Annotated in this window: 13 protein-coding genes; 7 read left to right on the plus strand and 6 right to left on the minus strand. The window is 56.0% G+C overall.

Annotated features, from left to right (window positions below; genetic code table 11):
* Positions 1-123: 123 nt before the first annotated feature.
* The gene (locus tag CJ187_RS01125) at positions 124-945 is read right to left on the minus strand and encodes a purine-nucleoside phosphorylase (RefSeq protein WP_233187309.1); all 822 of its coding nucleotides are present in this window, start codon (positions 943-945) and stop codon (positions 124-126) included.
* 84 nt (positions 946-1,029) lie between these two features.
* Between CJ187_RS01125 and CJ187_RS01130 the strand changes: the two genes are divergently transcribed.
* A complete protein-coding gene (locus CJ187_RS01130) occupies positions 1,030-1,794 on the plus strand; it encodes a TIGR00730 family Rossman fold protein (RefSeq protein ID WP_102216128.1) in 765 nt (254 codons plus the stop codon).
* 231 nt (positions 1,795-2,025) lie between these two features.
* Complete coding sequence (locus CJ187_RS01135; protein ID WP_102216127.1) at positions 2,026-2,193, plus strand: DUF3117 domain-containing protein; 168 nt, start codon at positions 2,026-2,028, stop codon at positions 2,191-2,193.
* Between the two features lie 76 nt (positions 2,194-2,269).
* On the opposite strand, the gene CJ187_RS01140 is transcribed toward CJ187_RS01135, so the two are convergent.
* Entirely contained in the window at positions 2,270-2,902 is a 633-nt protein-coding gene (locus CJ187_RS01140; protein ID WP_233187355.1) for an O-methyltransferase, read from the minus strand.
* Positions 2,903-2,984: 82 nt separating this feature from the next.
* Between CJ187_RS01140 and CJ187_RS01145 the strand changes: the two genes are divergently transcribed.
* Positions 2,985-3,713 (plus strand): twin-arginine translocase TatA/TatE family subunit, encoded by a 729-nt coding sequence (locus CJ187_RS01145; RefSeq protein ID WP_102216125.1) that lies wholly within the window; start codon positions 2,985-2,987, stop codon positions 3,711-3,713.
* Positions 3,714-3,824: 111 nt separating this feature from the next.
* Here CJ187_RS01145 and CJ187_RS01150 read toward each other — a convergent pair whose 3' ends face one another.
* Positions 3,825-4,178 (minus strand): cupin domain-containing protein, encoded by a 354-nt coding sequence (locus tag CJ187_RS01150; RefSeq protein WP_102216124.1) that lies wholly within the window; start codon positions 4,176-4,178, stop codon positions 3,825-3,827.
* Positions 4,179-4,517: 339 nt separating this feature from the next.
* Here CJ187_RS01150 and CJ187_RS01155 point away from each other — a divergent pair, with 339 nt between their 5' ends.
* Together CJ187_RS01155 and betT are read left to right on the plus strand one after the other, a co-directional pair.
* On the plus strand, positions 4,518-5,279 hold the full coding sequence (locus CJ187_RS01155; RefSeq protein ID WP_102216123.1) for a sulfite exporter TauE/SafE family protein: 762 nt from the start codon (positions 4,518-4,520) through the stop codon (positions 5,277-5,279).
* Between the two features lie 212 nt (positions 5,280-5,491).
* Positions 5,492-7,531: a choline BCCT transporter BetT gene (betT, locus tag CJ187_RS01160; protein ID WP_102216122.1), complete on the plus strand. Its 2,040-nt coding sequence runs from the start codon at positions 5,492-5,494 to the stop codon at positions 7,529-7,531.
* Between the two features lie 166 nt (positions 7,532-7,697).
* On the opposite strand, the gene CJ187_RS01165 is transcribed toward betT, so the two are convergent.
* Both CJ187_RS01165 and CJ187_RS01170 read right to left on the minus strand, forming a co-directional pair.
* Positions 7,698-8,363 carry a response regulator transcription factor gene (locus CJ187_RS01165; protein ID WP_102216121.1) on the minus strand — a complete coding sequence of 222 codons (666 nt, stop codon included), beginning with the start codon at positions 8,361-8,363 and terminating at the stop codon, positions 7,698-7,700.
* A gap of 125 nt (positions 8,364-8,488) precedes the next feature.
* Complete coding sequence (locus tag CJ187_RS01170; protein ID WP_158237711.1) at positions 8,489-10,036, minus strand: sensor histidine kinase; 1,548 nt, start codon at positions 10,034-10,036, stop codon at positions 8,489-8,491.
* Positions 10,037-10,306: 270 nt separating this feature from the next.
* Here CJ187_RS01170 and CJ187_RS01175 point away from each other — a divergent pair, with 270 nt between their 5' ends.
* Positions 10,307-11,143 carry a DUF5067 domain-containing protein gene (locus tag CJ187_RS01175; protein ID WP_102216119.1) on the plus strand — a complete coding sequence of 279 codons (837 nt, stop codon included), beginning with the start codon at positions 10,307-10,309 and terminating at the stop codon, positions 11,141-11,143.
* A gap of 44 nt (positions 11,144-11,187) precedes the next feature.
* Positions 11,188-11,751, plus strand: coding sequence for an O-acetyl-ADP-ribose deacetylase (locus CJ187_RS01180; protein ID WP_102216118.1), 564 nt, complete (start codon positions 11,188-11,190; stop codon positions 11,749-11,751).
* A 49-nt stretch (positions 11,752-11,800) separates the two neighbouring features.
* Here CJ187_RS01180 and CJ187_RS01185 read toward each other — a convergent pair whose 3' ends face one another.
* Positions 11,801-12,919, minus strand: coding sequence for an Mrp/NBP35 family ATP-binding protein (locus CJ187_RS01185; RefSeq protein WP_102216117.1), 1,119 nt, complete (start codon positions 12,917-12,919; stop codon positions 11,801-11,803).
* Positions 12,920-12,962 lie beyond the last annotated feature (43 nt).

Below are 12,962 nucleotides of genomic sequence, written 5' to 3' on the forward strand. Positions count from 1 at the left end.
GGGCTGATTTCTGCTTGGTATTGGTAAGAGCCACCAGCTGGCTTACGCGGTTGCTAATCAAAAGAGCAGCTAGGCAGCTTTTTTAGTTAATGCCAGCGTGTTTGCGGTTGGTGTATTTCGCTTCTAGTTGGCATTCGCGATGCGGCGCACAATGTTTGCCAGCAGCTTGGAAATGCGCGGGGCAGCTTCCTCGCCCGCTGCAATCACTTCCTCATGAGGAAGTGGGGTGGGAGAAATCCCAGCCGTCAGGTTCGTCATAAGGGAAATCCCCAGTACTTCCATCCCCGCTTCGCGCGCGGCAATCGCTTCCAAGGTGGTGGACATACCCACTAGGTCCGCCCCAATAATGCGTGCCATCTGCACTTCCGCGGGGGTTTCGTAGTGGGGGCCACGAAACTGCGCGTACACTCCTTCGGGTAGGTTCGCATCCACCTCGTGGGCAATACTGCGCAGTCGCGTGGAATACAGGTCGGTTAGATCCACGAAGTTCGCGCCTTCAATGGGAGACGTGCCAGTTAAGTTAATGTGGTCGCGAATCAGTACCGCTTGGCCAGGTTTCCATTCTGGGTTGAGGCCGCCGCAACCATTGGTGAGCACGGCAACGCGAGCACCCGCCGCAGCTGCTGTGCGCATCCCGTGGGCGACAGCGCGCACTCCTTTACCTTCGTAGTAGTGGGTGCGGGAGCCGAGCACGAGCGCGTGCTTTCCGTTTTCCAGTTCAATCGACCGCATGGTGGCGCCGTGGCCAGCAACTTCGGGGGCGAAGAAACCAGGTACTTCATGCGCGGGAATGGTGTGTTTGCATTCGCCGATTAGGTCTGCTGCACCGGACCATCCGGATCCGAGTACGAGCGCAATGTCGTGCTGTTGCACGCCGGTGCGCTGGGCAATTGTGTCTGCGGCATCGCGCGCGGTTTGCGCGGGGTTTTCAATCTGTTCTTTCACAGTGCCTAATTCTACTGTCCGTGGTGCGTACAGTAAATGCTTTAACATGGTAAAACATGGTTTCGTAAGTGTTTAGGAGCAGGTATGTCCCCATCTGATCAGTCGGGTTTCCCTTCGCAAAGCTACCGTCAGGGCCCCGTGTTGTTGCGTGGCCACAAGATTCCCCGCAAGACTTCCGATGAGCATTTGCTTGCGAAGAACGAGGGGGAGGATTGGCGTCATTCTGACCCGTGGCGGGTGATGCGGATTCAGTCTGAGTTCGTTGCGGGGTTTGAGGCGTTGGCTGGGTTGGGGCCGGCGATTTCCGTTTTTGGGTCGGCCCGGATTGCGCCGTCGGACCCGGTTTACACGCTGTCGCGCGAGGTTGGTCGGCTGTTGGTGCAGGCAGGTTTCGCGGTGATCACGGGTGGTGGCCCGGGAGTGATGGAGGCTGCGAACCGGGGTGCGGATGAGGCTCAGGGAACGTCGGTTGGTTTGGGGATTGAACTACCGAAGGAACAGGGGATGAACCCGTGGGTGAACCTGGGGGTGAACTTTAGGTATTTCTTTGCGCGCAAAACGATGTTCGTCAAGTATTCGTCGGGGTTTATCGCACTTCCGGGTGGGTTTGGCACGATGGATGAGTTGTTTGAGTCCCTCACTTTGGTGCAGACGCATAAGATCCGCTCATTCCCAGTTGTGATGATTGGCCGGAGGTTCTGGGCGCCGCTTGTGGAGTGGATTGAAACCACGATGCTGAAGGAAGGCATGATCTCTGAGGGCGATGAACTGTTGTTGAAGGTGGTGGACACGGCGGATGAAGCTGTGGGGATCGTTCGTGAGTACTGCAGTGTGAATGGCGCGAAGTAAAGATCCGTACGCGAAGGCGCGGATGGTGGAGGTTATTCAGCATGTGAACGCGAGGTGTCAGTAAGCTTTTGCGCGGGTGAACAGCAGCTGTCTGCGAGCTTTTTCGCGTGTGACCTCGAGTTGTTGCATGGCTTTTCGCGTGCAAACGCTAGTTTTTCGATAGAATAGGGGCTAAAGACTGGTTTCGCGGTTTAGCGTGCCGGTTGTGATTCAAGAGAGGACTAGTGGAATATGGCTGCAATGAAGCCCCGCACCGGTGATGGCCCCATGGAGGCTACGAAGGAAGGGCGCGGAATCGTCATGCGCATCCCCAGTGAGGGAGGCGGACGCCTCGTTATTGAACTGACACCTGAGGAGGCCCAGACGCTGGCGGGAGAGCTCGCTGAAGCGGTGAAGTAGCTGGCGTAATAGTTTAATCCCAGCGGGATGGTTAGCACTAAGAGTGCTTTCCATCCCGTTTCTTGCTACCACCGCATTATTGCCGCACAGCTATGAGCAGGCCGTCACCGACGGGCAGGAGGTTGGTGATGAACTGGTCGGATTCAGCGAGTTCTTTGTTCAGTTGACGCATGGTGACGGTGCCGGGTTCGCGCCGGGCGGGGTCCGCAACAGTGTCGTGCCAGAGAGCGTGGGCGTAGGCGAGGACCCCTCCGGGTCGGAGCATGCGTGCAGCATGCTGGATGTACGCGGCATTTTCTGACGGGGTTGCGTCAACGAACACCATGTCGTAAGCGTGCGCGGCCATGCGGGGAAGGACATCCAACGCGCGGTCAGTGATTAACCTGGTGCGGGGTGGGCGCGAGCCGGCGGCGGCAAAGGCAGCGCGGGCTACGCGGTGGAACTCGGTTTCGTGGTCAATGGTGGTCAGAACCGCACCTTCCCGCATTCCAGATAGGAGCCACAGGCCGGACACTCCCACGCCAGTACCGATTTCTGTCACGGCTTTCGCCCCGCAGGTGGCTACGAGCGTGCGTAGTGCGGAGCCGGTGCCCGGGGAGATGGGGGTGCAGCCCAGTTCTTCGGCTTGCATTCGGGTTGCGGCTATGACGTCGCCCTCGGGAACAAAATCTTCGCAGTATGACCAGCTGAGGGCTTTATCGGTACTGATGGTTACCTCCTGAGCGCATTAGTGTGATTGTTTCTATTCTAGTCGGTTCGAGGCCCCCGCGGGTTCTGCTTAGAATAGAGCCATGTTTGGAATTAGCGGGGCGGAGTTTTTGGTGATCGCCGTGGTCATCGTTGTGGTTGTGGGCCCGTCTCGTCTTCCTGAGGTTACGCGCACTCTGACGCGGTGGGTTAAGAAGTTGCGCGTGCAGCTGACTAAGGTGCGGGCGTCTTTGGATTCTGAGGTTGGAGACGACCTGCGGAACATGAACTTGTCTGCCTTGGATGTGCGCCAGTATGATCCACGTCGGATTGTGCGCGAAGCGGTACAAGAAGAGATGGATGAGTGGCGTAAACTCGTAGGCCCGTTTGGGCAGGCGAATGCAAGTTCCCAAGCGAATGCGCAAGCGACGGCACACGCTAATGCCGCGGCCTCCACCTCGAATCAGACTTCTGCGCCAGCCGGCCCCAGCCAAGCCTCGTCAGCAGCTACCTCGAACCAGACAGCAGGCTCTGTTCAAGCTGCCGGTGCGGCTGCGGCTAGTGCAACCGCAGTGGGGCCGGCCACTGGAGCGTCCACTGGTGCCGCAACCGGTGCCACATCTGGGACCGCGGGCGAAACAGGGGCGGTACGCGCGCCGCTGAACCCGGTTGCACCGCAAAAACGTGGGATGCGCGTGGGGCAGTGGTATGTGTCGGACCGGCGCGGCTACGGAGCCCAGGTGGCACGTGCGGTGCGGGCGGCTGCGTCCACTAAGAAAACCCGACGCCTGACTGGGCAAGCTGTTTACAGGAATCCGCGCCCCCGCAACTGACCTGGCCGCTTAAACGGGCCGGGCGCTTGAACGCGCGCATCGCCTTCACGGGTCGGGCGCTTGAACGCGCGCATCGCCTTAACGGGCCGGGCGCTTTATCGGGCTGCGTAGTTAATCCTGCGGCTGCCAGGGTTTCGCGTCTACCATCACCAGTTGCATCCGGCAATCTGTTAACGCGGTTAGTGAATGTGAAGCCTTTGGAGCTAGATATATCGAGTCACCCGCAGTGATCGTGTGGTCTTGTCCCTCAACAGGAAAACTCATTTCGCCTTCTAGAAGCGTTACCACTACCGCTTTGGGGCTCGCGTGGGTGGAAAGGGACTGGCCTTTTCCGAACGTGAATATGGTTAACTGCAAGATTTCGTTATCAATAGGTACTTTTGAGGTCGTGGCATCCGCAACGATCGGGAGCGAATCTGATAAACCGGTTGCAACCACGCTGTCAGTAAATGGGGTCTTCCGCATATTAGTACTCCTATCGAGTGAAGATTATCTGAACCTGCAATTAACAAGTTTATATCCGTGAAAAAGGTTTGGGTAGGCGCGGACTGAATTGGTTTGCGTAGGCGCATGCTGGATCAGTTTGGGCAGGCGTAGGGAGTCGGTTTGGGTAGGCCCAGCTTTTCTAGACCAGGATCGTCTTATAACGGCTGGCTGTCTTAGAAGCGTCGAATGCCTTCCCCGGGCAGTGGATATCTGTTGGGTCCTAGCATGCTCGTGGACTAATGTAGGTAGGCGCAAAAGGTGTGGGTTAGCAGGTGCCTGCGGTAGGTATCAGCTGGCAGGTAGTTGAGGGGAGTTAGCGTGACCATCGGAGCGATTTTGGGCATTATTGCCGCGGGGATTGGGGCCGGTGCTATCAACACGATGGTTGGCAGTGGATCGCTCGTGAGTTTCCCAATTTTGCTTGCGTTCGGCTACTCACCGCTGGTTGCGAATATAACGAACACGATAGGTCTGGTGCCCGGCTCAATATCTGGTGCGTGGGGGTACCGGCGCGAACTTGAGGGGCAGAAAAAACGGATTATTGGATACGGTGTCGTGTCCCTACTCGGCGCTATTGGGGGCGCCGCGCTACTTCTTATTTTGCCCGAGAGCGCGTTCAAAGCAATCGTTCCGATTATCATTGGCCTTGCCGTCCTTTTAGTTTTAGTGCAACCGTGGCTTAATCGCGTGCTGGAACGCCGCCGGGAACAGCGGCCGGTTGCGCAGTCGAAAAACGTGGTGCTCCCAACCGGGGTCGCCGTGTTTTTCGCAAGTGTGTACGGAGGCTACTTCAGTGCCGCGCAGGGCATACTCTTGCTGGCCATTTTAGGGCTCGGCTTGCCGGAGTCACTGCAACGCGTGAACGGGCTTAAAAACGTTTTGCAAACACTCGTCAATATCGTTGCCGCCATCGTGTTTGTGGTTGCGTTTCCCGTTTCTTGGGACGCGGTTGGGTTAATGGCGATCGGCACCATAATCGGCGGTCAGCTCGGCGCAGTAGTGGGCCGGCGCCTACCCGCCTGGGTGCTGCGCGCTCTAATAGTAGTCGTGGGTATCGTCGCCATCTTCATGCTTCGCTAGACAGGCTTTTGAATGCTCCGCTGCGCGCAGTTCCTCATGCTGTGTCGACCAACGTTCCCCACGCCCTGCCGTTAACGCACGGTTTGACCTGTGCAGCACTGATAGTGCAATGCCCTCAAGGGGAATAAATGGCGGTTTTAAAATCCGCGAAACGTTTTGCATAAGATAAGTATGCGAACAAGCTACAGCTGGGAAGAAGGAATGAATAGCTGATGCCGGCGGATACTACGCAAGCAACCCAGGTGCAACGCACAGACGATTTAACCCCGAAAACACAACGCCTGGTCTTAGCGGGATCAGCGGTTTTCACGCTCGCGGTTGCACTGTGGGCGTTTGTTTCCCCCAAACGTATGAACTCGTTTCTAGAAGGTGCGGTCACTTGGATTTCCACGTACCTGGGCTGGTTCTACATTCTGTTGGGCGCCGTGGTTTTAGTTTTCGTGGTTTATATTGCCCTGAGGTATTCGCGGGTGCGGCTCGGTAAAGATACGGACCGACCCGAGTATTCTACCCTCACATGGGGTGCGATGCTGTTCGCCGCGGGGATCGGTACGGACGTCATGTTTTTCGCTGTGGCGGAACCAGCGTCGCATTTCGTGGCGCCGCCGCAGGGAGCAGGGGGGACGATTGACGCGGCGCGTCAGGCAACGGTGTGGATGATGCATCACTACGGGCTCGTCGGCTGGGGCATGTACGTGCTGATGGGGATGACGCTTGGGTATTTCGCACACCGACACGGTCTGCCGCTCGCGGTGCGGTCTGCCCTGTACCCACTGATTGGTAAGCGGGTTAAGGGCGCGGCGGGGCACGCGGTGGATATCGCCACTGTTACCGGCACCATTTTTGGTGTGGCCGCGTCACTGGGAATCGGCGTGGTTATGCTGAACGTGGGGCTCGACATGCTGTTCGGGGTCGAACAGGGCCTACCCGCGCAGGTGGGGCTTGTGATCGTCGCGGTGGTGATGGCAACGGTGTCCGCAACCACAGGGGTGGATAAGGGAATCCGCGTGCTCAGCCAACTGAACGTCTTGCTGGCGATCGCGATCTGCGTGTTCGTGCTGATCGCGGACGACACCGCGTTTTTACTGCGCGCAATGGTGATGAATATCGGTGATTTCATCTCTATGTTCCCCGGCATGACTCTGGACACGATGGCGTATAACTACCCGACTGAGTGGATGAGCGCGTGGACCTTGTTTTTCTGGGCGTGGTGGATCGCGTGGGCATCGTTTGTGGGCATGTTTTTGGCACGGATTTCGCGTGGCCGCACCATTGGCCAGTTTGTGTTGGGGTGTTTAACAATCCCGTTTTCTTACATCGTCATGTGGGCCACGATTTTTGGGAACGCAGCGATTAAACGCATCCAAAGTGGTGATAGTGCGTTTGGTGAGTTGGCGCTCACAAACCCGGAGCAGAGTTTCTTTACGCTCTTGTCGGGCTACCCGTTTGCCACGGCGATCATTGGGTTGGCAACGTTTGTTGGCTTGTTGTTTTACGTTACGTCGGCGGATTCGGGGGCGTTGGTGATGGCGAACCTGTGTTCTAAGTTGCCGGCTCCGGAGGTTGATGCGAAGTCGTGGCTGCGGATTTTCTGGGCTGGATCTACCGCAGTGTTGACGATTGCGATGCTCACGGTTGATGGGGTGCCTGCGTTGCAGAATGCGACGGTGATTATGGGGTTGCCGTTCGCGTTCGTCATGATTTTTGTGATGGTTGGTTTCTTGAGGGCGCTGCGTAGTGAGCAGAAACGCGAAGCAGCGTTGATGACGACGGTGACGTCGCAGGTGTTGGGGCGTACTAATGACGATTCGCGCGGGTCGTGGCAGGCGCGTTTGAGCCGCCAGTTGACGGGTGTTTCACCGGCGCGAGCTAGTAGGCGCATGCAGCGGGTGGTGATTCCCGCGTTGCAGAAGATTGCCCGCGAGTTGCAGCGTTTGGGTGCGAATGCGCAGGTTGATATTTCTGAGGTTCTGTCTAAGACCGGGGGGAAGAATCTGCGGGCGGAGCTGTATGTAACATCGCAGCTGCACGATGACTTCTTGTATGCCGTGCAGGTGCACCGCGTGTTGCAACCAGTGTATGGCGGTGGGCGCGTATCCCACCAAGATGACACGACGTGCCGGCTGCAGGTATCGCTGCCCACCGGCGTTAATTACAATATTTACGATTACACCGAAGACCAGGTGTGCCACGACGTTCTAGACCACTACGAACGCTGGGTCGGCACGGAAGTTCGGTTAGATCTGAGCTGACCGGTTTTAGCTGCGGACCGTCGCCACTTCGCGCAGACTAAATTTTCGTTGCGCGTACCCTGGTGGAACGGTTCTGTATCGAGTGGGATGGGCAGGTCCGGTGAGTTGACGACTGTGACCGAAGTGAGTCTGAATTCCATGAGGAATCAGATTGGGCCCGTTTAAGCTAAAGGTTGGCGCGTTCAACGAGGCGTGCCATTTGGATCCGGTTCATTCCCAGCGTGCTTGAGGCAGATGATAAGTGTGCTTTTGCTGTTCGCTCTGAAATATACATGGCGTCCGCAACCTCCGCGTTTGTTAGCCCCTGGGCTGCCAACACCACTGCCTGACGCTCGCGCTCCGGGAGGCTATTTAGTTGGGCGCGGGCCCTGTCGCGGCGTGAGTACGGTTGTTCGCTAACGAGGTAGTTCATTAGCTGGCGTTGCCCCGAAGCGTCGAACTGCGGGTTTCCTTGCGCCGCTTCAATAACGCGTTCAATTATTCTTTTTGGCTCTTCAGTTTTAGAAATAAACCCACATGCACCTGCTTCCACTGCCGCATTTATGGTCTCTTTTGGGTGCAAAGAGGTGAGCATTAAAACTTGAGGTGGGGAAGGCAACTGCCTAACCAACGCGGTGGCTTCAATACCACTCATACCCGGCATAGCGATGTCCATCAACAACACATCTGGCTGGGTTTCTTGCGCGCGCTGCAGAGCTTCGCTACCGCTGGTGACGGTAAATAAAACTTGGATCTGAGACTTCGAGTACTCGGAAAGAATCAACTTCAAAGATTGACAAACCATCGGGTCATCATCCACAAGCCCTACGGTAACCGGCAGCCCTTCACTCATGATCCCAATTGTACTTCAAGTGAATACACGGGATTTCACCTCATGTAAACGATAAATCCACCACCTCGAAATACTGGTAGGTGCTCTTCGGCACCCCTAGCTGCCTTGTATTACCTGGTGGAATACTACGCCCACGGGATCGTCGCATCCACGTGGAACAAGTGCTTGTCGTCGAAGCCGTATTGCAGCTGCCCACCCTCCGTCTCAACACGCTTCGTGAGTCCGATTAGCCCAGTGCCGCCAGGTGGCGTTGGATTATGCTCAGCTTGTGGCGTGTTTTGTTGATCATTTTGCTGTGCAGCGTTCGTGGTTTCGGTACTTGTAATGCCCGAATCTATGTTGCCTGCCGACTTGTAACTACCCTCAAGCGAAATATTGGAGGCACTATTGGAAACGTGAATATGCACTCCTGCCTCTGGAGTAGCGGTAACTTCAACCATAATCTCGGCACCTGGAGCGTGGCGCATAGCATTCGTTAGTGCCTCTTGAAGAACGCGGTACGCAACTTTACTGATTACATCACTCAGGCCAGAAAGCTCTTCTATCTCTATCCAGGTGTTCACGTGCACACTTGCCTCGCGCACATTATTCAGTAACTGTTCTAAAGATTCACGCGTTAAGCACGCCTCTGTGGAAGGAACGGACAGCTGCTTCCAAGCGACGTCAGGGTGGCGCAACATGTCAATAATGGAGTGCGTTTCATCCATCGCACCCGCAGCTTGTTCACGCAGAGTCTGCGCCGTAACCAGCATTTGTTGTGTCTGCTCCGGGCTGAGAGACCGATCTTTTTCCAGCCTCGCCATCTGCGCTTGCAACACGGACGCGCTCAGAGAAATCAGAGAAAGTGAATGTGCTAACGTATCGTGGGCTTCTGCGGCGATTGCATCGGCAAGCTTCTGGTTGTGCAAGGTTTGCTGCAGATCGTCACTTCGATGCTGCTCCGCTTGCACCTTCTTACTCGCAACAGCCAGGCCGGCACGCGTTCTAATATAGAAACCTATTAGCACGGCAACACCCCAACTAGCGAGTGCGTAAATAATCGCAACCGCGATTATCGTTGCGTTAGAAACAAGCACCTGGCTGGTCTCAACGGCATTCGAAACGGTTGAGTTAGCGTTGCCCGCAAACACGCTGTGCCACATAGAGTTTTGAGGTGGTTGCAACGCGTCCCGCATATGCGCGAGAACTACAACTGGTAGTGAAACACCACATACCAAAAGCGTTACTGCCTTGTTTCTGCGCCGCGCCACATGGGCCGTGAGGGCCATCAGAAGAAGTAGGGGATCGAACGGGAACACCAGTACAGTTACCAAGCAAAGCCAGAACACCATCTCTGGATGAGTTGAGCGGCGGAGCAAACTAAAAGGGATAACGAACGCGAGCAGCAGAGCAAGGAGAGTAAAAACCGCAGCCAGAAGCTGGGGGGCGGAAATGGGGCCAGTACCTTTTGGTAAAAAACGAATCCCGATTGCACTGGCTTGTACTAGGCAGGTGAACACTGCCAGTGGAATCATAATGAGTGTGCACCACCACCGCGAGCGCACGGGAACATCGTCGGCAAAAGCGCGCCGTTTCGGTTTGAACGCCAGAGTCAATGCACGCTTGAGCGAGGAGGCAAACGGCTTACGCGCCGCGTTACCCCCAGCGGGCGCGCTACCACGGTCTTCCCTCATGTACCTCATGAATCTAACTGTAAATCAACAAAGGCGCGGAACCTATCGGCCAAACGGGTACAAGCAAGTGGACGTTTAGACGTAACTACGTGGCATTCTTGCCCGAAGGGGACACTTTTTCTGCCTCATCGTACAATGTTGTGTTTTCCGGCCAATCGGTAGTGTGAAACTGCTGGTCAAAACGGTACAACTGGGTTTGTGTAAAACCTGGCGTTCAAGCGTACAAGACCATAACAAGCAGTGCGCAAACCCTAATAGAAGGATTTTCACATGAGTAATAATGGCGTGGAACCGCAGCTCAACAGTGCAGTAAGTGAATCTAATGGTTCAGTGAATCAACCTAAAGGCACCACCGTATGCGGGATTATTGGTCTAGTTCTGGGGGCAGTGGCGGCTCTGACCTGCTTTATTCCGCTGATCAATAATATTTCTTTCGTGCTCGGCGCAGTGGGGCTGGTGCTGAGCATTATCGGCCTCGTCGGAACGCTGCGTGGTAAAAAGTCTGGCAAGCCACTGGCGATTGTGGCGACTGTGCTGTGCGTAATCTCCCTGATAGTTACACTGTGGGTTCAAAAGAGTATTTCGGATGCGTTTGATGAAGCCGGTAAAGCGTTCGAAACCAACCAAAGTACTAGCGGGGAGTCAGACCAGTCGGGCAACGATGGTGACTCAAACGATCAGAAGAAATCTGACGATGCGGACGCACAGGGCTCAGCCAAAAACGTCCAAGAGATGGAGGGGGACCTGTCTGAATCCCACGTGAAAATCGTGTCCGTTGTCAAAGAAGGTACGGATATAGATGGAAAGCCTACGGTTGTTGTTACCTACGAGTGGACCAACAAGTCGGATGAGAACCAATCGTTCATGGCGCTTATGCATTCTGACGTGTTCCAAAACGGCAACCAGCTAAAGAGTGCTCTAATTACCGACGACAGCGCCGGTTCGTACGACGCGAACTCTGAGCTGCAGAACCTTCAGCCGGGTGCCACGGGGACAGTTACGCAGGCGTTTGTTCTGAAGGATGATTCTGAGTTAACCGTGGAAGTGTCTGACATTTTCTCTACTTCGAAAGCGAAAGTAGTGGGCAAGTTCAATATGGAAGGCTAGTAACGCGCGCACCGCAGAGGTGGGATAACAGCTACCCTGTAAGCATGAGCACATTACAGATTTCAACACAGTTAGCTGATATCACTACTTTGACTGTTGACGCGATTGTTAATGCCGCGAACTCCAGTTTGCTTGGGGGCGGGGGTGTGGATGGAGCGATTCATCGCGCCGCCGGCCCCAAACTACTTGAAGCTTGTAAGCAACTTCGTGCCACATCCCTCCCAGATGGCCTGCCGGTGGGGCAGGCCGTGGCGACCAGCGGGTTTAACTTGCCGGCCCGCTGGGTGATCCACACGGTTGGGCCCAATAAACGCGCCGGCCAAACTGACCCGCAGCTGCTGCGCAACGCGTTCACAAACAGCCTTAACGTAGCCACTGAGCTCGGTGCCCGCACTGTCGCGTTCCCCGCCATTTCCGGTGGTGTTTACGGGTGGGATATGCCTGAGGTCGCCCACCATGCCATAAGCGCTATGCGCGCGTGGAAACCCGAAGAACGCTACACCACCGCAGAAGAGACCCCAGTTACGGAAGAGCCACAAGAAATCACATTCGCACTATTCAGTGAAGACGCGAAACAAATCTTCGACCAAGAACTCTCCCGCTCCTAGCCCCACGGCCTCAGGTGATCCGTAATCGCCCCAGTCAAGACTGAGTCAGTTAAACGGGACTAACCCCCAGATTACGGCCGGCAAGTCCGCGGGCGCGCTTACCCAGCGCGGTTGCGACCTCGCCCAGAGCTTCAGCAGCCGGCCCGGATTCCAGAGCCACGGGCTTACCAGCGTCGCCGCCCTCACGCAAAGCAACATCCAATGGAACTTGCGCTAATAAAGGCACTTGGTAACCGAGCTGCGCGCTCAACCTGTCCGCCACGGTTTGGCCCCCGCCCTCACCGAAAATGTTCAAACGCGAACCATCATCTTGTGGCAGGTACGACATGTTCTCAACCACGCCAATTACCCGCTGGTTCGTCTGCTGTGCAATGGAACCAGCCCGCTCCGCCACTTCCGCAGCGGCGATCTGCGGGGTGGTGACCACCAGAATCTCCGAGTTCGGTAGCAGCTGCGGAATCGAAATCGCTACGTCACCTGTGCCCGGCGGCAAGTCCAGCAAAAGCACATCTAGGTCACCCCAGAACACGTCCGCCAAGAACTGTTGAATCGCCCGGTGCAGCATCGGGCCACGCCACACTACTGCCTGGCCGTCCGGCACGAACATGCCGATCGAAATAACTTTCACCTCGTGCGCAATCGGGGGGATGATCATCCCGTCAATAACAGTTGGTTCGTGTTCAACCCCCATCATGCGGGGGATGGAGAAGCCGTAAATATCCGCATCCACAACCCCAACCTTCAGACCCTGCTTCGCCATCGCAGCCGCCAGGTTAGCTGTCATTGAAGACTTCCCAACCCCACCTTTGCCGGATGTCACGGCGATCACGCGGGTTAGGGAACCGGGTTTCGCAAACGGAATCTCACGCTCGGTAACCCCACCGTTCAACTGCTCCCGCAGGGCCTTGCGCTGCTCCTCATTCATCGCACCCAAGTTGATGGTGACGGATTCAATCCCATCTTCCTTCAGCAGACGCTGTTCCACGTCGTTATTAATCGTGTCCTTGAGGGGACAGCCCGCGACGGTGAGGAGGATTCCCACGGTCACATGGGTGCCGTCAATTTCGACGGAATCAACCATGTTTAGTTCCGTGATGGGCCGGCGAATTTCCGGATCTATGACGTCCTCTAACGCTTTACGTACAGACTCTTCGGTGACAACACTCATACACGCCATACTAGTAGATGTTGCTGTAACTCTCCCAGTGCGG

This window comes from Gleimia hominis, assembly GCF_002871945.2.
GTDB lineage: Bacteria > Actinomycetota > Actinomycetes > Actinomycetales > Actinomycetaceae > Gleimia > Gleimia hominis_A.

Bases quoted from the DNA above. Each gene is read 5' to 3' on its own strand.
- CJ187_RS01130 (WP_102216128.1), top strand. From the start codon at position 1,030: ATGTCCCCATCTGATCAGTCGGGTTTCCCTTCGCAAAGCTACCGTCAG.
- CJ187_RS01135 (WP_102216127.1), top strand. From the start codon at position 2,026: ATGGCTGCAATGAAGCCCCGCACCGGTGATGGCCCCATGGAGGCTACG.
- CJ187_RS01145 (WP_102216125.1), top strand. From the start codon at position 2,985: ATGTTTGGAATTAGCGGGGCGGAGTTTTTGGTGATCGCCGTGGTCATC.
- CJ187_RS01150 (WP_102216124.1), bottom strand. From the start codon at position 4,178: ATGCGGAAGACCCCATTTACTGACAGCGTGGTTGCAACCGGTTTATCA.
- betT (WP_102216122.1), top strand. From the start codon at position 5,492: ATGCCGGCGGATACTACGCAAGCAACCCAGGTGCAACGCACAGACGAT.
- CJ187_RS01165 (WP_102216121.1), bottom strand. From the start codon at position 8,363: ATGAGTGAAGGGCTGCCGGTTACCGTAGGGCTTGTGGATGATGACCCG.
- CJ187_RS01170 (WP_158237711.1), bottom strand. From the start codon at position 10,036: ATGAGGGAAGACCGTGGTAGCGCGCCCGCTGGGGGTAACGCGGCGCGT.
- CJ187_RS01175 (WP_102216119.1), top strand. From the start codon at position 10,307: ATGAGTAATAATGGCGTGGAACCGCAGCTCAACAGTGCAGTAAGTGAA.
- CJ187_RS01180 (WP_102216118.1), top strand. From the start codon at position 11,188: ATGAGCACATTACAGATTTCAACACAGTTAGCTGATATCACTACTTTG.
- CJ187_RS01185 (WP_102216117.1), bottom strand. From the start codon at position 12,919: ATGAGTGTTGTCACCGAAGAGTCTGTACGTAAAGCGTTAGAGGACGTC.